The sequence below is a fragment of the Cupriavidus sp. WS genome (assembly GCF_000395345.1).
In the GTDB taxonomy this organism is placed as follows: domain Bacteria; phylum Pseudomonadota; class Gammaproteobacteria; order Burkholderiales; family Burkholderiaceae; genus Cupriavidus; species Cupriavidus basilensis_B.
The window spans coordinates 13,971-35,253 of sequence record NZ_AQPL01000246.1 but is presented as its reverse complement, the minus strand read 5'-3'; the positions used below and the strand labels follow the sequence as shown (position 1 = coordinate 35,253).

Sequence of the window (21,283 nt, the reverse complement as noted above, 5' to 3'; positions counted from 1 at the left end):
CCGTGATCGGCTGGCGCGACGGCGAGCCGGTGGTGACGCCCTACCCGGACTGCGTGCTGGTGATGCCGTCGCTGCGCCAGTTGCGCCCCGGCGTGACCGTGGTGCGGCTGGGCCGGCTGGTCGGCTGAATGGTTGGCTCGATGGCCGGCGGGATGATCGTTCGGGCATGATCGGGCGCCGCGCGTCCTGCGGGCAGGACGCGCGGCAAAGTGCACCACAACGAAGCGCCGGCTGCACCGCGCGCAAGCTAGAGCCGCGCTTCTAGGCGATTTCGCCGCGCGGCGGTCAAGGCCGCGGCGCGCCCGCCGTAAACCTCCGCAATGGCGACGCGCCGCAGAGCGCGCGCCGCCCGTGCGCCAGGTGGCGCATGGCACTCATTGACGGAGCTGCTCTTGCGTTCAACTGTCACTGTCCATGCCGTGGCGGCGCCCCTGGCGCCGTCCGCCGCGCCGTCCCCGCGACCTGCCGCGCCGTCCCCCGCCTCGTCTTCCGGCAGGCCACCGTCCGCGCGCCCGTTGCGCGCGCGGCTGCACCCCGGCGCCTGGAGCATCGGCACGCGCATCGCCGCGGTGGTGCTGCTGGTGCAACTGGCGGTGTTTGGCGCCTATGCGCTGGCCTTGTCGGCCAGCAGCATGAACCTGCTCGAGGCGCAGGCGCGCAACGCCATCGTGGCCGAGGCCGACACCCTGCGCGAACTGGTGGGCCAGCTCGACGACACCATGCTGCAGGAGTCCGACCGCTTCATGCTCAGCTTCGCCGCGCAGGTGCCCGGCCCGTACACGCTGGACGCGGCCGATACCGTGGAGGTGGCCGGCCAGGCCACGCCGCGCTTCAGGAGCGGCGAAGTCACGCTCAACGGCAACTTCGCCATTCCCGACAGCTTCCAGGCCACCACCGGCGGCGCCGCCGCCACGGTGTTCGCGCGCAGCGGCGAGGACTTCGTGCGCATCACCACGTCGCTCAAGAAGCAGGGCGGCGAGCGCGCCGTGGGCACCGTGCTCGACCGCACCCATCCGGCCTACGCCGCGCTGATGTCGGGCCGCGCCTACCGCGCGCTGGCGTGGCTGTTCGGCAAGCCGTACATGAGCAAGTACGAGCCCGTGCGCGACGCCACCGGCCGCGTGGTGGGCGCGCTGTTCGTCGGCGTCAACGTCAATGCCGAGCTGGCCATGCTGAAGAACCGCATCCGCCGCAAGCAGGTCGGCGGCAATGGCGAGTTCATGGTGATCGACGCGAGCCCCGGCCCCGACCAGGGCCGCCTGATGGTCGGCCGCGGCGCCGCCGAGGGCAGCGTGATCCTGGACGCCACCGACGCCGGCGGCAAGCCCTGGGTGCGCGACATGATCGCCGGCAAGCAAGGCGTGATGACGCACACCGCGGCGCTGGGCAACACGCCCGCGGCCGAGCGCGTGACGGCCTTCACCACCTACCCGGACTGGCAGTGGATCATCGCCGGCTCGGTGCCGGTGCAGACGCTGCGCGCCGGACTGGTGGCGAGCCGCGACCGCTTCCTGCTGGCCGGCGTGGCGCTGGCGCTGGTAGTGTCGGCGGGCTTCTGGTGGCTGCTGCGGCGCATGGTCAGCGTGCCGCTCGGCACCGCCGCCCAGGCCGCGGCGCGCATCGCCGGGGGCGACCTCGGCACGCGCATGGCGAGCCGGCGCCAGGACGAGATGGGCCGGCTGCTGCGCGCCATCGACGGCGTGGGCCAGGGTTTGTCGGACATCGTCGGCACCGTGCGCGCGAGCGCGGCGGCCATCGCCGGCAGCACCAGCCAGATCGCCAGCGGCAACGCCGACCTGTCGGCGCGCACCGCCGCGCAGGCGACCAGCCTGGAGCGCACCGTGTCGAGCATCGACGAGCTCTCCGCCACCGTGAAGCAGAACGCGGACAGCGCGCACGACGCCAACGAGGCAGTGCGCAGCGCCGCCGAGGCCGCGCGCACCGGCGGCGCCACGGTGGCGCGCGTGGTCGGCACGATGGCGGGCATCCACGGCAACGCGCAGAAGGTGGTGGACATCATCGGCATGATCGACGGCATCGCCTTCCAGACCAACATCCTCGCGCTCAACGCGGCGGTGGAAGCCGCCCGCGCGGGCGAGCACGGGCGCGGCTTCGCGGTGGTGGCGGGCGAGGTGCGCGGGCTGGCGCAGCGCAGCGCCGGCGCCGCCGGCGAGATCAAGACGCTGATCCAGCGCACCGTGGCCGACGTGCGCGCCGGCAACGAGGCGGTGCAGCAGGCCGGCGCCGCCATCGAGGACATCGTGCGCCGCGTGGAAGGCATCGCCGCGCTGATGGGCGACATCACCGTGGCCTCGCGCGAGCAGGCGCAGGGCATCGCGCTGGTCAACGGCGCCGTGAACGAGATGGACAACGCCACCCAGCAGAACGCCGCGCTGGTCGAGCAGGCCGCGGCGGCCGCGCAGAGCCTGCACCAGCAGGCGCAGGAGCTGCGTCAGGCGGTGGAGGTGTTCAGGCTGGCGTAGCGGACGCGGCCGGCGCGGAAGGGGCTGCCGGGGCCGACGGCGCGGTGCCGGCGGCGGCCGGCCGGGGCCGCATGCCGGGCAGCAGTTGCTCCACCACGTCCTCGATCTTCTGCCCGGGCGGGATCAGGTCGCTCAGGTTGATGCCGCCGGCGCTGCGCAGCGCGTCGTATTTCGCCTGGCCGGCGCGCTCGCCGTTGATGTAGACCACCATGTCCAGCGAGCTGAGGAAATCGCGCCAGTACGACTGCCGCTGCGCGTAGTAGGTGGCGGTATAGGGACAGGCCGCCACCGACGAGCCCGGCGCGAGCTGCTTGAACTCGAAGCCGCGCGCCTCGAGCGACTCGCGCAGCGCGCCCAGGTAGGCGTTGCCGCTGGACTGGTTGGTGATCACGCAGAACAGCGTGCCGTCGGCCGGCTGCATGGAGGCGATACGGTCGCCGCGGTCGACCGGCACGACCGCCTGGTAGGTGGCGCAGCCGGTGGCCAGCAGGCCTAGGCTGGCGGCAAGCAATGCTATTTTCATGATGTTCCTGGGCGCATGGCGGGTGGGCGCGTGCTCCCGGCACGCGCGCCCGCCAACTTTAGGCGTGTTGCCGCGCGGTCAATCGGTGGAACAGAGCGGGAAAAACGGTCCGCCAGCCCGGAAAAACGCCAGCCGGAGACGGCTGGCGGACGGCGGGAGCTACCGTTGGCGACCCGAAGCGGCCGCGCTGGTCCGCCCGCGGGACGCGCCCCGCAAGTCTCGTGTCCGGCATTTCCGGGCCGGCGCGGGTGGCGCGGGCATCGCAAAGCCGCGGGAGCGGCCTGCCGAAGCGCCGCGCGTGCCGCTCAGCCGGCGGCCGGCGGCGTGGCCATGCTGCCGACCGCCACCAGGCAGATCGCGGCCAGGAACACGCCGACCAGCAGGATCTGCAGGCGGCCGACCGGGCGGCCCTTGAGAAAGGCGTTGCTGATGAACGGCGGCGAGACCAGGCCGACCGCGGTCACGATCAGGATGGTCAGGGCGAGGACGGAGAGCAGGGTTTGCATGCGGAAGCCGGGAAACGGGCGTGGAATCGATGGAGAAAGGCGCCGGCGCCGCTCAGTTGGCGCCGCCGCGGACCAGGCAGCCTTCCAGCAGCGGCGAGCCGTCCACCTGGCCCGCGCCGGTGCATTCCACCGCCACCTTCTGGCCGCGCCGGACCATCGTGGCGCGCGCCTCCACTTCGCAGGTGCGCCCGGCCGGGCCGCAGATCTGCTGGGGCAGCAGCCTGGCGCGCACCGCCACGGCCGGATTGTTCGAGCGGATGTCGAGGAACACGTTGTCGCCGCTCTCGCGCCGCACGCCGGCGGCCACGCCCTCCACGATGAAATACTGGCCGCGATAGCGGTCGTTCGCGGCGCCGGGGTTGTCCTGGTAGTCGTCCACCAGCGTATCCGCCTGGTATTGCGGCAGCACGTCGGTGGAGCGCGCCGGGTCGATGCTGATCGGGTCGAGCGTGCCGTTGCGCGGCACGCCGCGCGCGCCGCTGGCCGCCTCGGTGGCGGCCGCGGCTGCGGAGGCATCGGCGGCGGCATCCGCCGCGGCCGGCTCGAGCTGCTGCTGCTCATGGTTGCCGGTCAGCCACAGCATGGCCAGCACGGCCACGGCGACGACGCCGATCAGGGTCTTCTGGGTACGGTTCAACATCCGGGGTTTCCTGCGGTAAAGAGGGGGCGGGCAAGAAGGTCGGGCGGGACGGGCGCGGCCGGCACGGGCGGGCAACGCCGCCGGCATGGCGGGAATGGCGGCGTTCGCGGCGGGTTGCCCACAACCTTGCCCACAGCTTTGCCCACAGGGTTATTCGGGCTTCTCCACAGACTTGTCCACAGGCATGGCGCGCGCCTCACAGGTCATGTGGGTCATGCGGGCCACGCCAACGGCCTCAGTGCAGCCGGTGCAGCCCCGGTTCGCCGTCGTCCTCCTCTTCCTCCTCGGCTTCCCAGTCCTCGTGCTCGATGCCGAAGTCCAGCGCCATGTCGAACACCGTGGAGTGGTGCTGCACCGTGAACCACTCGCGGAACTGCTCGAGCGTCAGGGCCGCCGGCCAGGCCGACTCCTCGAACCACTCGCCCAGCATGAACTCGAAGAAGGCGCGCCAGCGCTCCTCCACCCATTGCACGGCCTGGGCGGCGTTGGAGACCTCGTCCGGCACCAGGAAGGTACTCTGGTCCTCGCGCACGTTCTCGAGCGTGAGCGACGGTACGGGGTCGGTGTCCACGGCCATGATCCAGTCGAAGAACGGCTGCTGGGGCACCAGGATGACGAGCGAGCGATTGAGGGTATAACGCGGATAATCGGACATGGCAGTGGCTCGTTCGCTGAAACGGCCCATTGTAGCCCCTGCCGCGTTCCCCATCGCACTTCACTGCGCCGCCGTTCCCGGCGGCATGCCGGCGCGGGACGCCGCAAGGAGGGCATCCGCCATGAAGTTCAGGCTTGCGTTCGCGCTGGCGGCCGAGGCGCTGGTCTTCGCCGCCCTGCTGTTCGGCGCGGCGGGCACGCTGGCGTGGCCCGCGGGCTGGGCGTACCTGGCGCTGTTCTTCGGCGGCGCCGTGGTGGTGACGTGGCGCATGGCCCGCTACGATCCCGCGCTGCTGGCCGAGCGCCTGAAGCCGCCGGTGCAGCGCGGGCAGCCGCTGTGGGACCGCGTCTTCATGGTGGCCGTGGGCGTGGCGTGGTGCGCGTGGCTGGCGCTGATGGGGCTGGACGCGGGACGCTACCGCTGGTCGGTCATGCCGGCGTGGCTGCAAGGCGCGGGCGCGGTGCTGCTGGTGCTGTCCTATGCCGCCATCGACCGGGTCTGCCGCGAGAACACCTTCCTCGCCCCGGTGGTGCGGATCCAGTCCGAGCGCGGGCATCGCGTGGTGTCCAGCGGCCCCTACGCGCTGGTGCGCCATCCGCTCTACGCGGCCGTGCTGGTCTTCCTGCCGGCCAATGCGCTGCTGCTGGGGTCGTGGTGGGGCGTGGCGGGGTCGCTGCTGCTCGCCGCCGGCATCGTGTTCCGCACGGCGATGGAAGACCGCGAGCTGCTGCGCGGGCTGGACGGCTACGCCGCCTACGCGGCCCGCGTGCGGTACCGGCTGGTGCCGCGCGTGTGGTGAGGCGCGGCGGCGCTGCCACCGGCGCCACCGTCCGCTAGTGGACCTGCATGCCGCGCATGGCGTGGATGCGCTGGTGATGCCACTGCATGCCCTCGTACTGGCGCTGCACCACCGCGCGCACCTCGGCCGGCATGTCCCCGGTCAGGGCCGCCTGGTATTCCCGCCTGGCCGCTTCCTCGTCGCGCTCGCACAGTTGCAGCACGGCGTCGTCGTTGTGCGGCGCGATCACGTGCAGCACCTCCATCCAGCCGCGGTGCAGCGCGCCGCCCATGCTGCCGCGGTCGCGCGGCTGGGCGCCGAGCGAAGTCACCAGCGCCTGCAGCTCCATCACCGAGGCGCGGCAGGTTTCCGCGGTGCCGGTCAAGATGGCGCGTATCTCGGGGCTCTGCACTTCGCGGGCGCCGGTCGTGCAGCTCAGTTCGCCGTCCTTGCCGACCTCGATCAGGTGGTTCAGGGTACCGACGAGATGTCCTTGCGCATTGATCATGACGTTCTCCTAGCCTGGGTCCGGGCCGATGTGGATCCGCGCGTACACCAGCGCCGGCCCGTGACGCTACGCGCGGAAGGCTGTTCCAGCGGTTCCAGTATAGGAGCGCCCGCGGCGGGCATCGGCGGCGGTGCCGCCATGTACCGCAAGGAGTACGCGAGCGGGAGCACGCGCGATCGTCCCGGCGCGAGCGCGCCGGCCGGCCGCCGGTCAGTCGCGCGAGCGGACCGGCTGGATCGCGTCGAGCAGCCGGTCCCGCAGTGCCCGCCAGGCGCGCGGCACGTGGTTCAGCCCCGCGGTGAGGCCGGGATCGTAATAGTGGAAGATCAGCGAGCGGCGCTCGCCCGCTTCGACGTGCAGGTTCGCATGCAGCGTGATGAAGCCGTTGAACACGTAGACGTTGCCCGGCACGCACGCGACGCGCTCGCAGCGGCCGTGCGCGAGATGGTGAAAGGTCAGCGCCCGGCGCACGACAAACGGCAGCGAGCGCATCAGGATCAGCCGCACCTTGGTGATGACGTTCTTCCAGGCCGCCACGGCTTCGCGCGGATGCCGGTAGAGGATCAGGTCGCCGTTCTCGCGCGACGGCGCCGCCTGCTGCAGCGGAATCAGCAGCGTCAGGATATGGGAATCGTAGTGCCGCAGATGGCTCTGCCCGCGCAGGCCGCCGTTGATACAGCGCAGCACGTACAGCGGCTGGGCGCGCTCGATGGCCCAGCCCGCCTGCCGCGCGCCTTGCCGCGAACGCGCGCAGGCCTGCCGCTCGGCCAGCCGGAACGGATCGTGCCGCCGCAGCAGCTCGGCGAACTGCGCCGCCGTGTCCGTGGCGCGACGGCCATCTGCCGGCCGCCACGCCTGCCTGCAGGCGTCGACGGTCGCATTCATCTCCGCCAGCAACTGCCGGGGAACGACACCTTCGAATACTTGTAGCCGGGGCGGCTGCGCTTCGATGTCGTGGTCACGCATAGCGTGTAGCTCCGCTGGTGCACAGGCCAGGAGCGAGGCGGAGCCGGCCGAGTACGGCAAGCCGCGCTTGGCCGCTGCCGCCGCCGGCGCGTCTTGCCCCTGGCGGGCTGCCTCGCATCCCGTGCTACGAATCTATGGCTTGGGGCCGACATCGAACGGACAAAGTTGCTTGCGGAGCCGCCAAAACCGCACAGGCGGGGTGTCACATCGACAACGCAGCGGGAGGGGTCGCTGTCCTTGCGCGGCGTGCACGGACAGAGTCAATGGAGAGCGACAACCTGCGGTGATTCTGGATGAGTCATCGTTGATACATGGCGCGGCGCACGCGGACGCCGGTGAAACATTTACGCGACTCTTGGCTGTATCAGGAGACCTCAGCCTGCCTCACTTCCCGATGCAGAACCGCGTAAAAATCGTCCCCAGCAAATCGTCGCTGGTGAACTCGCCCGTGATGCTGTTGAGATGATCCTGCGCCAGGCGCAGTTCCTCGGCGAACAGGTCGAGCGCCTGCGCCTGCTGCTCGGCGCGCTCGGTGGCGAGGTCGAGGTGGGATTGCGCGTTGCGCAGCGCGGTGAGATGCCGCTCGCGCGCGAGGAAGGTGCCTTCGTTGCCGGATTGCCAGCCCACCAGGCGCAGCAACTGGCCGCGCAGCAGGTCGATGCCGGCGCCGGTGCGCGCGGAGATCCAGACCTCGGCCGGATTGGGGCCGTTGGCGGCGACCACGTGGGGGCGGTTGGCGCCGAAGTGCCGGGCGCCCACGGCGGGGGCAAGGTCGATCTTGTTGACCACGCGCAGGATCGGCGAGCCGGGCGGCAGGTGGCCGGAGAGGCGGTCGTCGATGGCGTCGTCGGTCTCGGACAGGCCGTGTTCGACGTAGTCGGCGGCGTCCACGAGGTGCAGCACGAGGTCGGCGCGGCGCACGGCTTCCCAGGTGCGCTCGATGCCGATGCGCTCGACTTCGTCGGCGGCGTCGTCGCGCAGGCCGGCGGTGTCGACGATATGCAGCGGGATGCCTTCGATCTGGATGGTTTCGCGCACGCGGTCGCGCGTGGTGCCGGGAATCGGCGTGACGATGGCCAGCTCGGCGCCGGCCAGCGCGTTGAGCAGCGAGGACTTGCCGACGTTGGGCTGTCCCGCCAGCACCACCGACAGGCCTTCGCGCAGCAGCGAGCCCTGCTTGGCCTGCGCGAGCACGCCGCACAGCGCTGCGCGGATGGCGGCGAGCTGGCCGCGCGCGTTGGAGGCTTCGAGGAAGTCGATTTCTTCCTCGGGGAAGTCGAGCGTGGCTTCCACCAGCATGCGCAGGTGGATGACCTGCTCGACCAGCGCGTGGATGGCCTGCGAGAACTCGCCTTCCATCGAGCGCGCGGCCGAGCGCGCGGCGGCTTCGGTGCTGGCTTCGATCAGGTCGGCCACGGCTTCGGCCTGGGCCAGGTCGAGCTTGTCGTTGAGGAAGGCGCGGCGCGTGAACTCGCCGGGCTCGGCCAGGCGCAGGCCGGTCTCGCGGCCCGCTTCGAGGCAGCGCGCCAGCAGCATCTGCATCACCACCGGGCCGCCGTGGCCCTGCAGTTCGAGCACTTCCTCGCCGGTGTAGGAATTCGGCGCGGGGAAATAGAGCGCGAGGCCGTGGTCGATGGCCTTGCCGCGCGCGTCGAGGAACGGCAGATAGGTGGCATGGCGCGGCTTGAGCGCCTGGCCGCAGACGGCGCGCGCGATGGCGCCGACATCGGGGCCGGACACGCGCACCACGCCGATGCCGCCGCGCCCGGGCGCGGTGGCGATGGCGGCGATGGGCGTGGCGGCGGCGTGGGAGCGGGGCTGGGATGCGGTCATGGCGATATTGTCGCAGATCAGTCCCGCGCGGACGGTGGGGGTGGCGGGGATGGCGGAGGTGGCAGCGATGGTGGTGATGGTGGCGATGGCGCCTGCGCGCCCGGCGCGGGCGTGTTCATGCACTCGGCCATCAGGCGGCGCGCCACGGCGTTGTCGACGGTCTTGCCGAGCTGGCCCTGGCGCCTGACCAGCTTGTCGTGCAGGCGCTGGCCGAAGCGCTTCGGCAGCACCGGCGCCAGCGCCTCGATGGCATAGCGCAGGCGCTTGCTGCCGATGCGGTAGCGGTGCACGCGCGCCAGGTCCGCGCCGCGCGCGGCGCGCGCCAGCGCCTTCACCCGTTCGCGCGCGCGCCGGATGCGGCGGCGTGCGAAGGTGTCCAGGCGCGCCCGCGCGCCGGCGCGCGGGCCGTGCACGGTGCCGCTGCCGAGGTGGGCGAGGTCGCGGTGCAGCGCCGGCAGCGGCCAGTGCTGGTACTGCGCCAGCTGCGCCATCATGGTGGCGCGCGCGAGGTGGCGCCGCATCGTGGCGATGTCGCTCAGCGCGGCCAGCACGGGATCGCCGGGCTGCCGGTCGAGCGCGGGCCGCAGCGTCTCGCCGATGAACACGTCCCAGTCGCGCACGTCGCCGGCGGCCCGCGCGAGCTGGCGCAGGCTGTCGCGCCAGCGCGCGCGCATGACCTTGGGCAGGGCCGGCCCGAAGGCCCAGCAGACCGCGCGCAGGTGCCGCACCGCGACCCGCAGCGCGTGGACGTCGTCGGGGTGGTCGCGCCGGTTCAGCGCGTCGAGCTGGTCGGCGATGGCGGCGAGGCCGTCATCGGCCAGCACCACGAAAGCGTCGATGGCACGCATGCCGGCGTGCAGGCGGCTGGTGGGATTGGCGGCGGGCATGGTGGTCGGCGGTGGCTTCCGGGCCGGTGTCCAGGCGGGACGGGTATAAGCCAGTGTAGGCGATTGTGGCGGGTGCGCCGCACCTTCCGGATGGGGATGCCTATGCGGCCAGTCAAAGAGTGAGCGAGGGGCCACGCATTGACAGCGCGCCGGCTTCGCGCTGCAATGGGCGCACCGGGCCGTCCGCCTGTCGGGAGCCCGGCCACCAGAGCGCGAGGAGGCGGCCATGTCCACCGAACAGGAACGGCGTTTGCTGCGGGATACCATCGAGGCTGGCTTCCGTGATGCCGCCTTCGTCACGGACGTGGGCATCCGCCTGGTGGACTGCGGGCCCGGCTGGTGCGAGAGCGAGCTGCTGGTCACGCCGCGGCACCTGCAGCACGGCGGCGTGGTGCATGCCGGCGTGCAGGCCACCATCGCCGACCACACCGCCAGCGCGGCGGCCGCCACCATGCTCGACGCCGGGCGCCACGTAGTCACCGCCGAATTCAAGATCAACCTGCTCAGGGCCGCGCGCAGCGACCGCCTGACCTGCCGCGCCGACGTGCTCAAGTCCGGCCGCGCCATCATCGTGGTGGAGGCCGACGTCTTCGCCAGCGTGCACGGCGAGGCAGTGCTGGTGAGCCGCTTCAACGCCACCATGAGCGTGCTCGACCTGGCCTGAACGGCCATTTTCTTCAAGGAGAAACCGAAAGATGATCGATCACACCGGCGTGGGCGTCAGCGATTTCGCCAGGAGCCGCGCGTTCTACACCGCCGCGCTCGGCGCCATCGGCATGGTCAAGGTGATGGAGCTGCCGGCCAGCGTGACCGGGCATACCGACGTGGCCGGCTTCGGGCCGCCGGGCAAGCCCGAATTCTGGATCAACGGCGGCGCGCCCAACCAGCCGCCGCTGCATGTGGCCTTCCGCGCGCAGACGCGCGCGCAGGTGGACGCCTACTACCAGGCCGCGCTCGCCGCCGGCGGGCGCGACAACGGCGCGCCGGGGCTGCGCCCGCATTACCACCCGAACTACTACGGCGCCTTCGTGCTCGACCCGGACGGGCACAACATCGAGGCGGTCTGCCACGAGGCGGAATGACGCCCGGTACGCGGCCGGGAACCCAATAAAAAGCCCGGCGCATGCGCCGGGCTTTTTGTCGTGGCCAGCGGGTTCGTCACCCGCCGGCCCGAGCCGTCTCTTCGCCTCAGGCCTTGGCGGCCGCGGCCGCCTTGCCCTTGCCGAGCATCCGGTTGATCTGCCATTGCTGGGCGATCGACAGGACGTTGTTGGTCACCCAGTACATCACCAGGCCGGCCGGGAAGAAGAAGAACATGAACGAGAACACCAGCGGCATGATCATCATGACCTTGGCCTGCACCGGGTCCGGCGGGGTCGGGTTCAGCTTGGTCTGCACGAACATCGACACGGCCATCAGCACCGGCAGGATGTAGAACGGATCCGGCACCGACAGGTCGTGGATCCAGCCCAGCCACGGCGCGCCGCGCATTTCCACCGACGACAGCAGTACCCAGTACAGCGCGATGAACACCGGGATCTGGATCACGATGGGCAGGCAGCCGCCGAGCGGGTTGACCTTCTCGGTGCGGTACAGCGCCATCATCTCCTGGTTCATCTTCTGCGGATCGCCCTTGTAGCGCTCGCGCATCGCGGTCATGCGCGGCTGCAGGTCCTTCATCTTGCCCATGGACTTGTAGCTCGCCGCCGACAGCGGGAAGAACACCAGCTTGATCAGCACCGTCAGCGCGATGATCGACCAGCCCCAGTTGCCCAGGATGCCGTGGATCTTCTCCAGCAGCCAGAAGATCGGCTTGGCCAGGATGGTCAGCCAGCCGTAGTCCTTCACCAGCTCCAGGCCCGGGGTGATCTTCTCGAGCATGCGCTCTTCCTGCGGGCCGGCGAACAGGCGCGCATCGGTGGTCACGGTGGCACCCGGGGCGACCTGGCCCAGCGGCTGCTGCACGCCCACGCGGAACAGGTTGTTGTCGATCTTCTCGACGTAGAAGCTGTGCTCCTTGCCGGCCTGCGGGATCCAGGCCGAGGCGAAGTAATGCTGCACCATCGCCACCCAGCCGCTGCTGGTGGCCGCCGGCACGCTGGCCTTGCCCTTGCCGATGTCGTCGAAGGTGATCTTGTGGTACTTGTCGGCGTCGGTGTAGATGGCCGGGCCGGTGAAGGTGCTGTAGAACTGCGACTGCTCGACCTTGCTGCCGTCGCGCGTCAGTTCCAGGTACAGCGTCGGCGAGACCGGCTTGCCGCTGTCGTTGGTCACGGCGAAGCGCGTGTCCACCACATAGCTGCCCTTGTGGAAGATGTACGTCTTGGCCAGCTTCACGCCGTCCTTCTCGCCGGTCAGCGTCACTTCCACCTTGTCCGTGCCGGCCAGGTCGCGCGGACCGGCCGAGGCGGCGAACACCGTGGTGTGGTTGGGCATGTCGCCGCCGGTCAGGCCGGAGCGGGCCAGGTAGGTGCGGGTCGCGTCGCGCTCGAACAGCACCACGGGCTGGCCGTCCTTCTCATGCTGGTTCAGCAGCTCCAGGCGCGAGAGGATGCCGCCGGCGGTGTCGATGGTGGCACGCATCACGTCGGTGCTCACCACGATCTTCTCGCCGGCCGGCTGCACGGCGGCTGCCGGCGCGGCGGCCGGTGCCGCGGCGGTGGCGCCGGCGGCCGCGTTGGCCTTGGGCACGTCGCCTTGCGCGGCCGAGGTGCCGCCGGCCGCCGGGGCGGCCTGCTGGTTCGCGCTCGGGAAGAACATCGACTGATGACCGTTGGCGCGCTGCCAGTTGTCGTAGAGCAGCACGAGGGCCATCGAGAAGATGACCCAGAGTATGGTGCGTTTGATATCCATGTCTCGCTGTGGTCGGAGGAAATCAGGGGCGGGGTAGCCGGATCGTGACTGGCGCCGGGCCAGACGCGGCGGATCCCCGGTCTTGCTGTGTTGATGCTGCCGGTGCTGCTGGCGATGCGGGCGGCACCGGATCATACCCGCCATCCGTGAACGGATGGCAACGGCACAGCCGGCACGCGGCCATCCAGGTGCCGCGGCCCGCGCCGTGGCGCAGGATCGCCTCGCGGGCGTAGTCGGAACAGGTGGGCAGGAAGCGGCACTGCGAGCCGAAGAACGGGCTCAGGGCGATCTTGTAGATGCGCAGCAGGGCTAGCAGGATTCGCTTCATGGCGGGTCAGGCAGGGGTGCCGGAAGGCGCGGACTTCGGCGGCGACACCCCGGAAGGCGCGACGGACGGTGCGGCGGGGCCGGCGGGACGTGGCGCAAGCGGACGCGCCGCCACCTCGAACAGGCCGGTCAACTCCGCCAGGCAGACCCGGCGGACGGCGCTGCGGCTGGCAAACTCCGCGCGCGGAAACTTGGCCTGCAGGCGCAGCAGCACATCGCGGCCCGCGAGTTGGTCCTGCCGATGGCGGAACAGTTCCCGCACCATGCGCTTCACCATGTTGCGCTCGGCGGCGCGCGCCGCGAATTTCTTGCCCACCACCACGCCGAGGCGCGCCTGCGGCAGGCCGTTCTCGCCCACATACAGCACGAAGTGCTGGCTGCGCCGGCGCGGGCGCAAAGCAAAAACGGATGAAAACTCATCCGTCTTTGTGAGCCTCGCGGCTTTGGGGTAGGCATGGGTAGGCACGCCGGGCAAAGCTAGCGGTAAAGCTGCACCTGGCTGCGGGCTCCCGGCCATCCGAAAGGCGAGGCGGTTGGCCACGGCGGCGCGCTGGGCGCCCTCATGGCCGGTCGCCAGGCCCTTAGACTGCCAGGCGCTTGCGGCCCTTGGCGCGACGAGCGTTGATGACGGCACGGCCGCCGCGGGTCTTCATGCGCACGCGGAAACCATGGGTACGCTTGCGGCGGGTAACGGAAGGTTGGTAGGTACGTTTCATGTTGCACTCTCTGGTTGATCTTGGCTCGCCCGGCCTCCGGCGTGAGCCGGGGCGCCGTGGCCGCCGCGTATGGTTCGCTTGGGCTGCCGCGGATGCGGTCTTGCCGACTGCGGTGATTGTCTTGCCGCCGGCCGTGTATCTCGCGCGCCGACGATGTCGGCGCTTGCGACGCAGGTTCGGGAAGCCTGCTCGGCCCGCTGCCTGTTCCGGCCAATCCAGCCATTTCCGGTGCGCCCCAGCCGGCTGAAAGCCGCGTGGAACGAAACCGGTCTTGCACGGAACAGGTCAGACCCGGCGATGCGCATACGTGATCCCCTGCCGCATCGCAGAACCCGCCATTTAACTGATTTTCGCGCGATGTGTCAAGGCGCCATATGGTCGAGAGACTTGCGCGGCACCCCTGCCGCAAAAATACGCAGTCCGCTGTTGTATTTCATTGTCCACAATCGCCAGTGGGTAAGTTTTTTTTGTATCCGTGCGGCCCGCCAGGCCCTCCGAAGTAGCGCGAAGTCTCTGTTTGGATTGGCTTTTCAGGTGTTTTGCCTACCCGGAAACCCGCGCCGGACAAGGGGTTGTGCACAACAATTCACTGCATCTCCACAACTTATCCACAGACTTATCCTTTGTGGATAACTCAGGGCGGGGGGTACAATCCGGGTCCAAACACCACACGGGCTGCGTGGCGCAAGCGCAACCCCGGACTCACCCCTGGCACGCCGGACAACGGACGCGCAGCGGGCGGCGGCGAACTCGTCTCATTCGCCGCGCGGCCCGCCGGCGGCTCCCGCTTGTCGCGTCGAGTGTCGCGTTCCGTCACAGGGGAAGCCGGGCTTGCGGGGGTCAGTTGCGGATCGCGATGCGCGGTCGCTTTATCAGGCTGAAGGGTATACAGGACAGGACCGGCGGAACAGCCGGCAGGGATGCGCCACCGATCCCTGCCGGCCGTTCCGCCGTCCCGCTGTCCTTTACGTCGCCCTTCCGGCCGGACTGTCCGCGCAACCCGTGGCGAACACCGAACAAGAAGACAATGCAAGATTTCTGGCAGGCGGCAGCCGCGCAACTCGAGCGCGAGCTGACGCCGCAACAGTTCAAGACCTGGATCAAGCCGTTGGCGCCTGTCGCCTTCGACGAGGAAGCGCATGCGCTGCGCATTGCCGCGCCCAACCGCTTCAAGCTCGACTGGGTGAAAAGCCAGTTCTCCGGCCGCATCACGGCGCTCGCCTGCGAGTACTGGGAGGCCAACGTCAGCGTTCACTTCGTCCTCGACCCCGCCGCCTCGGGCCGCGCCGCCGCCGGCTATCCGCAAGGCGGCCAGCCGGGCCAGCCCGGCATGGCGCCGCAGCAGGCCGGCCCTGGCTATCCCACCGGCCAGCCGCTGTCGCAGAACTTCGGCCAGCCCGGCATGCAGCCCGGCTACGGCAACCCGATGCACCAGGGCGCCGCGCCGGCCCAGAACGGCCAGGGCGGCCAGCGCGGCGCGCAGGCGCCCTACTCCGCCAGCTACGCCGGGGCCCAGGCGGCTCATCCGGGCCACGCGGGCCATGCCGGCCAGGGCGCCGGCATGGGCGGCATGGTCGGCGAACTGGTCGACATCGACGTGCCGCAGCTCGACCCGGCCGAAGCCAGTGCCCGCTCCTACCGCGTGCCCCAGCCGCAGCAGCCCATGCCGGGCGGCGGCCAGGGCGGCCACCCCGGCAATCACCCGGGTGGCCATCCCGGCAATGGCCAGGGCGGCCAGCAGCAGAACGACACGGTGCACGAGCGCTCGCGCCTGAACCCGATCCTGACGTTCGACAACTTCGTCACCGGCAAGGCCAACCAGCTCGCGCGCGCCGCCGCCATCCAGGTGGCCAACAACCCGGGCAAGTCGTACAACCCGCTGTATCTCTATGGCGGCGTGGGCCTGGGCAAGACCCACTTGATCCACGCTATCGGCAACTTCATGCTGCTGGAGAACCCGCGCGCGCGCATCCGCTACATCCACGCCGAGCAGTACGTCTCCGACGTGGTCAAGGCGTACCAGCGCAAGGCCTTCGACGAGTTCAAGCGCTACTACCACTCGCTCGACCTGTTGCTGATCGACGATATTCAATTCTTCTCGGGCAAGAACCGCACGCAGGAAGAGTTCTTCTACGCGTTCGAGGCGCTGATCGCCAACCGGGCCCAGGTCATCATCACCAGCGATACCTACCCCAAGGAAATCAGCGGCATCGACGACCGCCTGATCTCGCGCTTCGACTCCGGCTTGACCGTGGCCATCGAGCCGCCCGAGCTGGAAATGCGCGTGGCCATCCTGATGAAGAAGGCCGCCGCCGAGAACGTGAGCGTGCCCGAGGAAGTCGCCTTCTTCGTCGCCAAGCACCTGCGCTCCAACGTGCGCGAGCTCGAAGGCGCGCTGCGCAAGATCCTGGCCTTCTCCAACTTCCACGGCAAGGACATCACCATCGATGTCACCCGCGAAGCGCTGAAGGACCTGCTGACCGTGCAGAACCGCCAGATCTCCGTGGAAAACATCCAGAAGACCTGCGCCGATTTCTACAACATCAAGGTCGCGGACATGTACAGCAAGAAGCGGCCCGCCAACATCGCGCGGCCGCGCCAGATCGCCATGTACCTGGCCAAGGAACTCACGCAGAAGAGCCTGCCGGAAATCGGCGAGCTGTTCGGCGGGCGCGACCACACCACCGTGCTGCACGCGGTGCGCAAGATCGCCGACGAACGCAGCAAGGACGCGCAGCTTAACCACGAGCTGCACGTGCTGGAGCAGACGCTCAAGGGTTGAGTTGCGGTGACGTCATGCCGGTGCGTCGACGAGGCCGGCATGACGGCAGGTGTTCTCCCGTGATGTACCGCGGGGCGCCAGCATGACTGATGGTGTTCTCCCCTCTCCCACTTGTGGGAGAGGGGCCGGGGGAGAGGATGGGCGTTTGCGAATGGCGAAGGCCGCCACTTCGTGGAAGCTCCGCCCCTCTCCCCCAACCCCTCTCCCGCGTGCGGGAGAGGGGAGCAAAACACGGCGCGAAACCGGGCGTGAAACAGGCGCCCGGCAGCAAGGCCTGGGGCACTTTGTGCCGCAAGGACGGATTTACCAGAACCGCCACGCGGGGCTGGCATACTGTAGGGTACGCGCCGGGCACGATCCGGCGCATGAATCAATCGGCAAGCATCGCCGGGGCGTTGCCGGTCATTGGCGCGAAAGCGGCTTGGGCTAAGGCTTTGCGGTGAGTCGGGACGAGCGGGCGGAGGGTGCGGCCGGAACAAGGCCGGGCAAGCCCCAGAATTGTGCGCGATGTCGCACAATTTTTACCTCCGATCGCGCTTCTCCCGCTTCACCGCAGCGGCTTATCCTTGGTACAATGGCAAATTAACTCCTTGATTCCAAAGTAAATTTGGAGTCGCCGGGAGGAATGCGCAACCCGCGGTCGCTTACTACAAACGACGAAGGATAAATTCAATGCAATTGGTCAAAACCTCGCGAGACAATCTGCTGCGTCCGCTGCAAATCGTGAGCGGCATCGTGGAGCGCCGCCACACCCTCCCGATCCTGGCCAACCTGCTGATTCGCAAGTCCGGGGCGGGCGTTTCCTTCCTCTCGACCGACATCGAGATCCAGATCACCACGCACGCCGAATGCGGCGTCGGCAGCGACAGCGTGGCCACCACCGTGGCCGCCCGCAAGCTGCTCGACATCCTGCGCGCCATGCCCGACGGCGAAGTCGCCCTGTCGCTCAACGACAAGCGCATGACCGTGCAGTCCGGCAAGAGCCGCTTCGCGCTGCAGACCCTGGCCGCCGAGGAATTCCCGACCGTGGCCGAAGCCAGCGAGTTCGGCGCCTCGGTCAGCCTGCCGCAGAAGACCTTCAAGCACCTGCTCGCGATGGTCCATTTCGCCATGGCCCAGCAGGACATCCGCTACTACCTCAACGGCATGCTGCTGGTGGTGGACGGCAAGAAGGTCATGGCGGTCGCCACCGACGGCCACCGCCTGGCCTACTGCGGCGTGGAGCTGGACACCGCCGCCACCGGCGAAGGCGCGCGCCAGGAAGTCATCATTCCGCGCAAGACCATCCTCGAGCTGCAACGCCTGCTCGAAGACAACGACGATCCCGTGCAGGTGCAGCTCGCCGCCAACCAGGTCAAGTTCACCTTCGCCAACATCGAACTGATTTCCAAGCTGGTGGAAGGCAAGTTCCCCGATTTCCAGCGCGTGATCCCGAAGGGCTACAAGAACGCCTTCGCCATCGACCGCGTGCAACTGCAACAGGCGCTGCAGCGCACCGCCATCCTCACCACCGACAAGTTCAAGGGCGTGCGCTGCATCCTCGACACGCACGTGCTCAAGATCAGCTCCACCAACGCCGACCAGGAAGAGGCGCAGGAAGAGCTGGAGCTCGACTATTCGGGCGACGCCCTCGACATCGGCTTTAACGTGACCTACCTGCTCGACGTCCTTGCCAACCTCAAGAGCGAGCAAGTGCAGGTCAGCCTCGGCGACTCCAATTCGAGCGCGCTGATCACCGTGCCGGAAGACGACAACTTCAAGTACGTCGTCATGCCGATGCGTATCTGATGATCCGGTAGAAGGTAAAAGGAAAACAACATACGCAACACCGGAACATCGAACGGCAGGCTACGGCTCTCGCCCGGCAGGCGAAAGACGCACCGCAGCACGCAGGGGCCGGATCTCTCGATCCGCCCCTTTTGCCGTTTTTATGTAACCCGCCATGCGGCCCATCCGCAGCGCGCCCGACCGGGCGCCGCGCGAAACACCGCATTCGCCGTGAGTAAGAGAACATGACCGAACAGCAACAACCGCAACCGCAACAGGAAAACAGCTACGGCGCAGGATCGATCCAGATCCTGGAAGGCCTGGAGGCGGTGCGCAAGCGGCCGGGCATGTACATCGGCGACACGTCCGACGGCACCGGCCTGCACCACCTCGTCTTCGAAGTGCTGGACAACTCCATCGACGAAGCGCTGGCCGGCTGGTGCACCGAGATCCAGGTCACCATCCACAGCGACAACTCGATCTCGATCACCGACAACGGCCGCGGCATCCCGCCCCTGGTCAAGTTCGACGACAAGCACGAGCCCAAGCGCAGCGCGGCCGAGATCGCCATGACCGAGCTGCACGCCGGCGGCAAGTTCAACCAGAACAGCTACAAGGTCTCCGGCGGCCTGCACGGCGTGGGCGTGTCCTGCGTCAATGCCCTGTCCAAGTGGCTGCGCCTCACCGTGCGCCGCGACGGCCAGGCCCACCTGCTCGAATTCGCGCAAGGCGCGGTGCAGAACCGCCTGGTGGAAACCGTCACCGGCCCCGACGGCCAGCCCGTGGAAGTCTCGCCGATGAAGATCATCGGCCCCACCGACAAGCGCGGCACCGAAGTCCACTTCCTCGCCGACGAGGAAATCTTCACCCACGTCGAGTTCCACTACGAGATCCTCTCCAAGCGCATCCGCGAGCTCTCGTTCCTGAACAACGGCGTGCACATCCGCCTGACCGACCAGCGCACCGGCAAGGAAGAAGACTTCGCCTTCTCCGGCGGCGTCAAAGGCTTCGTCGAGTACATCAACCGCGGCAAGAGCACCCTGCACCCGAACATCTTCTACGCCAACACCGAGAAAGACGGGATCGCCGTGGAAGTCTCCATGCAGTGGAACGACGGCTACAACGAGCAGGTGCTCTGCTTCACCAACAACATCCCGCAGCGCGACGGCGGCACCCACCTCACCGGCCTGCGCGCCGCGATGACCCGCGTCATCAACAAGTACATCGAAGAAAACGAGATCGCCAAGAAGGCCAAGGTCGAGACCACCGGCGACGACATGCGCGAAGGCCTGGCCTGCGTGCTCTCCGTCAAGGTGCCCGAGCCCAAGTTCAGCTCCCAGACCAAGGACAAGCTGGTCTCCTCCGAAGTGCGCCTGCCCGTGGAAGAACTCGTCGCCAAGGCCCTCTCCGACTTCCTGCTCGAGACCCCCGGCGACGCCAAGATCATCTGCGGCAAGATCGTCGACGCCGCGCGCGCGCGCGAAGCCGCCCGCAAGGCTCGCGAAATGACCCGTCGCAAAGGCGTGCTCGACGGCATGGGCCTGCCCGGCAAGCTCGCCGACTGCCAGGAAAAAGATCCCGCCCAGTCCGAACTCTTCCTGGTCGAGGGCGACTCCGCAGGCGGCTCCGCCAAGCAAGGCCGCGACCGCAAGTTCCAGGCAATCCTGCCGCTCAAGGGCAAGATCCTCAACGTGGAACGCGCCCGCTTCGACAAGATGCTCTCCAGCCAGGAAGTGCTCACGCTCATCACGGCGCTGGGCACCGGCATCGGCAAGGAAGACTACAACCTCGAAAAGCTGCGCTACCACCGCATCATCATCATGACCGACGCGGACGTGGACGGCTCCCACATCCGCACCCTGCTGCTCACGTTCTTCTACCGCCAGATGCCCGACATCATCGAGCGCGGCTACGTGTACATCGCCCAGCCGCCGCTCTACAAGATCAAGCACGGCAAGGAAGAGCGCTACATCAAGGACGACAACGAGCTCAACGCCTACCTGCTGCGCCTGGCCATGGAAAAAGCCGCGCTGATCAACCCGGACGGCAGCGAAGTCTCCGGTGACGCCCTCACCGAACTCGCCCGCCAGTACCAGCTCGCCGAAGGCGTGATCGGCCGCCTCTCCCGCATCGTCGACGCCGACGCCCTGCGCGCCATCGCCGACGGCGTGGAACTCGACCTCGACAGCGCCGCCGCCGCCGAAGCCTCAGCCACCGCGCTCAAGGCCAAGCTCAGCGAAATGCACGCCAAGACCCTGCTCGGCGCCGCCGTCAACGACGACGGCACCGCTGACGTCTACGCCCAGTTCGACGAGAAGACCGACAAGCACCGCCTGATGATCGCCCGCCGCCACCACGGCAACGTGCGCCTGTCCCACCTGGACGCGGACTTCGTCCACGGCGCGGACTACGCCGCGCTGTCGCTGGCCGCTAAGACCTTCCAGGGCCTGATTCCCGAGGGCACCAAGGTGCGCCGCGGCGAGGGCGAGAAGCTGCGCGACCAGACCGTGAATGATTTTCACGGGGCCATGCAGTGGCTGCTTTCCGAGGCCGAGCGCGGGGTTTCGCGTCAGCGGTACAAGGGGCTGGGGGAGATGAATCCTGAGCAGCTTTTTGAGACCACTCTCGACGTTACCCAAAGGCGGCTGCTTAAGGTGCAGATTGAGGATGCTATTGCGGCGGATCAGATTTTTACTACGCTGATGGGGGATGAGGTGGAGCCGCGTAGGAATTTTATTGAAAGTAATGCGCTTGTGGCGCGGAATATTGATGTTTGATCTGTATCTAGATTCCGCCGTTTCCGCTACGACTTAATCGTGGAAAAAGAATGGCCAGCTCATTGAGCTGGCCTTTTTTCTTTCTGGCGTCGGTGGCTGACTAGGTCGCCGATTCTCTCTATTAGTTTCGCGGCACCGAGCCGCCCTCGACTTGACGGCAGATAGTAGATCTGGGTGACAATTCAGTTTTCGCTATATCCAAAATAGTCCGCTTAGATGTGGATGATGATCTTGATGCAAAAGGTGGTTGAAAGATCGACCGATGTAGGTTGATCTCATCTA

19 protein-coding genes and 1 pseudogene are annotated in these 21,283 nt (G+C 68.4%); 8 read left to right on the top strand and 12 right to left on the bottom strand.

The genetic code is table 11. From position 1 onward, the window contains the following. Nucleotides 1–128 (top strand): annotated as a pseudogene (locus K206_RS43005) (succinylglutamate desuccinylase); the annotation flags it as partial. Nucleotides 129–392: 264 nt separating this feature from the next. After that, nucleotides 393–2,483, top strand: a complete 2,091-nt coding sequence (locus K206_RS0120225) for a methyl-accepting chemotaxis protein (protein ID WP_231401640.1) — start codon at nt 393–395, stop codon at nt 2,481–2,483. On the opposite strand, the gene K206_RS0120220 is transcribed toward K206_RS0120225, so the two are convergent. The 4 genes from K206_RS0120220 to K206_RS0120205 form a co-directional block, all read right to left on the bottom strand. After that, a complete protein-coding gene (locus tag K206_RS0120220) occupies nt 2,470–3,006 on the bottom strand; it encodes an Sbal_3080 family lipoprotein (RefSeq protein ID WP_029043856.1) in 537 nt (178 codons plus the stop codon). The two genes, K206_RS0120225 and K206_RS0120220, sit on opposite strands and share 14 nt — an antisense overlap. Before the next feature lie 305 nt (nt 3,007–3,311). Then, the gene (locus K206_RS0120215; RefSeq protein WP_020204212.1) at nt 3,312–3,512 is read right to left on the bottom strand and encodes a hypothetical protein; all 201 of its coding nucleotides are present in this window, start codon (nt 3,510–3,512) and stop codon (nt 3,312–3,314) included. A 52-nt stretch (nt 3,513–3,564) separates the two neighbouring features. Next, on the bottom strand, nt 3,565–4,152 hold the full coding sequence (locus K206_RS0120210) for an OB-fold putative lipoprotein (RefSeq protein ID WP_020204211.1): 588 nt from the start codon (nt 4,150–4,152) through the stop codon (nt 3,565–3,567). A gap of 235 nt (nt 4,153–4,387) precedes the next feature. Beyond that, nucleotides 4,388–4,807, bottom strand: a complete 420-nt coding sequence (locus tag K206_RS0120205; protein WP_020204210.1) for a hypothetical protein — start codon at nt 4,805–4,807, stop codon at nt 4,388–4,390. A gap of 121 nt (nt 4,808–4,928) precedes the next feature. Between K206_RS0120205 and K206_RS0120200 the strand changes: the two genes are divergently transcribed. Beyond that, entirely contained in the window at nt 4,929–5,606 is a 678-nt protein-coding gene (locus tag K206_RS0120200) for an isoprenylcysteine carboxylmethyltransferase family protein (RefSeq protein ID WP_020204209.1), read from the top strand. Between the two features lie 34 nt (nt 5,607–5,640). On the opposite strand, the gene K206_RS0120195 is transcribed toward K206_RS0120200, so the two are convergent. The 4 genes from K206_RS0120195 to K206_RS0120180 all read right to left on the bottom strand — a co-directional run bounded on the left by K206_RS0120195 (nt 5,641) and on the right by K206_RS0120180 (nt 9,779). After that, the gene (locus K206_RS0120195) at nt 5,641–6,093 is read right to left on the bottom strand and encodes a PA2169 family four-helix-bundle protein (RefSeq protein WP_020204208.1); all 453 of its coding nucleotides are present in this window, start codon (nt 6,091–6,093) and stop codon (nt 5,641–5,643) included. Between the two features lie 210 nt (nt 6,094–6,303). Beyond that, a complete protein-coding gene (locus K206_RS38815; RefSeq protein WP_155888153.1) occupies nt 6,304–7,059 on the bottom strand; it encodes a hypothetical protein in 756 nt (251 codons plus the stop codon). A 384-nt stretch (nt 7,060–7,443) separates the two neighbouring features. After that, the gene (mnmE, locus tag K206_RS0120185; RefSeq protein WP_029043854.1) at nt 7,444–8,892 is read right to left on the bottom strand and encodes a tRNA uridine-5-carboxymethylaminomethyl(34) synthesis GTPase MnmE; all 1,449 of its coding nucleotides are present in this window, start codon (nt 8,890–8,892) and stop codon (nt 7,444–7,446) included. Between the two features lie 17 nt (nt 8,893–8,909). Beyond that, nucleotides 8,910–9,779, bottom strand: a complete 870-nt coding sequence (locus tag K206_RS0120180) for a CHAD domain-containing protein (RefSeq protein WP_020204205.1) — start codon at nt 9,777–9,779, stop codon at nt 8,910–8,912. Nucleotides 9,780–10,005: 226 nt separating this feature from the next. On the opposite strand from K206_RS0120180, the gene K206_RS0120175 reads away from it, so the two are divergent. Both K206_RS0120175 and K206_RS0120170 read left to right on the top strand, forming a co-directional pair. Next, nucleotides 10,006–10,443 carry a PaaI family thioesterase gene (locus K206_RS0120175; protein WP_020423852.1) on the top strand — a complete coding sequence of 146 codons (438 nt, stop codon included), beginning with the start codon at nt 10,006–10,008 and terminating at the stop codon, nt 10,441–10,443. Between the two features lie 31 nt (nt 10,444–10,474). Beyond that, entirely contained in the window at nt 10,475–10,861 is a 387-nt protein-coding gene (locus K206_RS0120170; RefSeq protein WP_020204203.1) for a VOC family protein, read from the top strand. A 106-nt stretch (nt 10,862–10,967) separates the two neighbouring features. Here K206_RS0120170 and yidC read toward each other — a convergent pair whose 3' ends face one another. The 4 genes from yidC to rpmH all read right to left on the bottom strand — a co-directional run bounded on the left by yidC (nt 10,968) and on the right by rpmH (nt 13,675). Continuing rightward, nucleotides 10,968–12,632, bottom strand: coding sequence for a membrane protein insertase YidC (yidC, locus tag K206_RS0120165; protein ID WP_020204202.1), 1,665 nt, complete (start codon nt 12,630–12,632; stop codon nt 10,968–10,970). Between the two features lie 22 nt (nt 12,633–12,654). After that, complete coding sequence (gene yidD / locus K206_RS41745; protein WP_081651461.1) at nt 12,655–12,960, bottom strand: membrane protein insertion efficiency factor YidD; 306 nt, start codon at nt 12,958–12,960, stop codon at nt 12,655–12,657. A 6-nt stretch (nt 12,961–12,966) separates the two neighbouring features. Beyond that, a complete protein-coding gene (gene rnpA / locus K206_RS0120160) occupies nt 12,967–13,425 on the bottom strand; it encodes a ribonuclease P protein component (RefSeq protein ID WP_231401639.1) in 459 nt (152 codons plus the stop codon). Nucleotides 13,426–13,540: 115 nt separating this feature from the next. Continuing rightward, complete coding sequence (gene rpmH, locus K206_RS41740) at nt 13,541–13,675, bottom strand: 50S ribosomal protein L34 (protein WP_006578231.1); 135 nt, start codon at nt 13,673–13,675, stop codon at nt 13,541–13,543. A gap of 1,027 nt (nt 13,676–14,702) precedes the next feature. On the opposite strand from rpmH, the gene dnaA reads away from it, so the two are divergent. The 3 genes from dnaA to gyrB all read left to right on the top strand — a co-directional run bounded on the left by dnaA (nt 14,703) and on the right by gyrB (nt 21,001). Then, nucleotides 14,703–16,457 carry a chromosomal replication initiator protein DnaA gene (gene dnaA / locus K206_RS0120155; protein WP_020204200.1) on the top strand — a complete coding sequence of 585 codons (1,755 nt, stop codon included), beginning with the start codon at nt 14,703–14,705 and terminating at the stop codon, nt 16,455–16,457. 672 nt (nt 16,458–17,129) lie between these two features. Then, the gene (dnaN, locus tag K206_RS0120150) at nt 17,130–18,245 is read left to right on the top strand and encodes a DNA polymerase III subunit beta (protein ID WP_020204199.1); all 1,116 of its coding nucleotides are present in this window, start codon (nt 17,130–17,132) and stop codon (nt 18,243–18,245) included. 224 nt (nt 18,246–18,469) lie between these two features. Continuing rightward, nucleotides 18,470–21,001: a DNA topoisomerase (ATP-hydrolyzing) subunit B gene (gene gyrB / locus K206_RS0120145; RefSeq protein WP_020204198.1), complete on the top strand. Its 2,532-nt coding sequence runs from the start codon at nt 18,470–18,472 to the stop codon at nt 20,999–21,001. Nucleotides 21,002–21,283 lie beyond the last annotated feature (282 nt).

Coding starts and splice junctions, on each gene's coding strand:
- K206_RS0120220 (WP_029043856.1), bottom strand. CDS start 3,006: ATGAAAATAGCATTGCTTGCCGCCAGCCTAGGCCTGCTGGCCACCGGC.
- K206_RS0120215 (WP_020204212.1), bottom strand. CDS start 3,512: ATGCAAACCCTGCTCTCCGTCCTCGCCCTGACCATCCTGATCGTGACC.
- K206_RS0120210 (WP_020204211.1), bottom strand. CDS start 4,152: ATGTTGAACCGTACCCAGAAGACCCTGATCGGCGTCGTCGCCGTGGCC.
- K206_RS0120205 (WP_020204210.1), bottom strand. CDS start 4,807: ATGTCCGATTATCCGCGTTATACCCTCAATCGCTCGCTCGTCATCCTG.
- K206_RS0120200 (WP_020204209.1), top strand. CDS start 4,929: ATGAAGTTCAGGCTTGCGTTCGCGCTGGCGGCCGAGGCGCTGGTCTTC.
- K206_RS0120195 (WP_020204208.1), bottom strand. CDS start 6,093: ATGATCAATGCGCAAGGACATCTCGTCGGTACCCTGAACCACCTGATC.
- K206_RS38815 (WP_155888153.1), bottom strand. CDS start 7,059: ATGCGTGACCACGACATCGAAGCGCAGCCGCCCCGGCTACAAGTATTC.
- mnmE (WP_029043854.1), bottom strand. CDS start 8,892: ATGACCGCATCCCAGCCCCGCTCCCACGCCGCCGCCACGCCCATCGCC.
- K206_RS0120180 (WP_020204205.1), bottom strand. CDS start 9,779: ATGCCCGCCGCCAATCCCACCAGCCGCCTGCACGCCGGCATGCGTGCC.
- K206_RS0120175 (WP_020423852.1), top strand. CDS start 10,006: ATGTCCACCGAACAGGAACGGCGTTTGCTGCGGGATACCATCGAGGCT.
- K206_RS0120170 (WP_020204203.1), top strand. CDS start 10,475: ATGATCGATCACACCGGCGTGGGCGTCAGCGATTTCGCCAGGAGCCGC.
- yidC (WP_020204202.1), bottom strand. CDS start 12,632: ATGGATATCAAACGCACCATACTCTGGGTCATCTTCTCGATGGCCCTC.
- yidD (WP_081651461.1), bottom strand. CDS start 12,960: ATGAAGCGAATCCTGCTAGCCCTGCTGCGCATCTACAAGATCGCCCTG.
- rpmH (WP_006578231.1), bottom strand. CDS start 13,675: ATGAAACGTACCTACCAACCTTCCGTTACCCGCCGCAAGCGTACCCAT.
- dnaA (WP_020204200.1), top strand. CDS start 14,703: ATGCAAGATTTCTGGCAGGCGGCAGCCGCGCAACTCGAGCGCGAGCTG.
- dnaN (WP_020204199.1), top strand. CDS start 17,130: ATGCAATTGGTCAAAACCTCGCGAGACAATCTGCTGCGTCCGCTGCAA.
- gyrB (WP_020204198.1), top strand. CDS start 18,470: ATGACCGAACAGCAACAACCGCAACCGCAACAGGAAAACAGCTACGGC.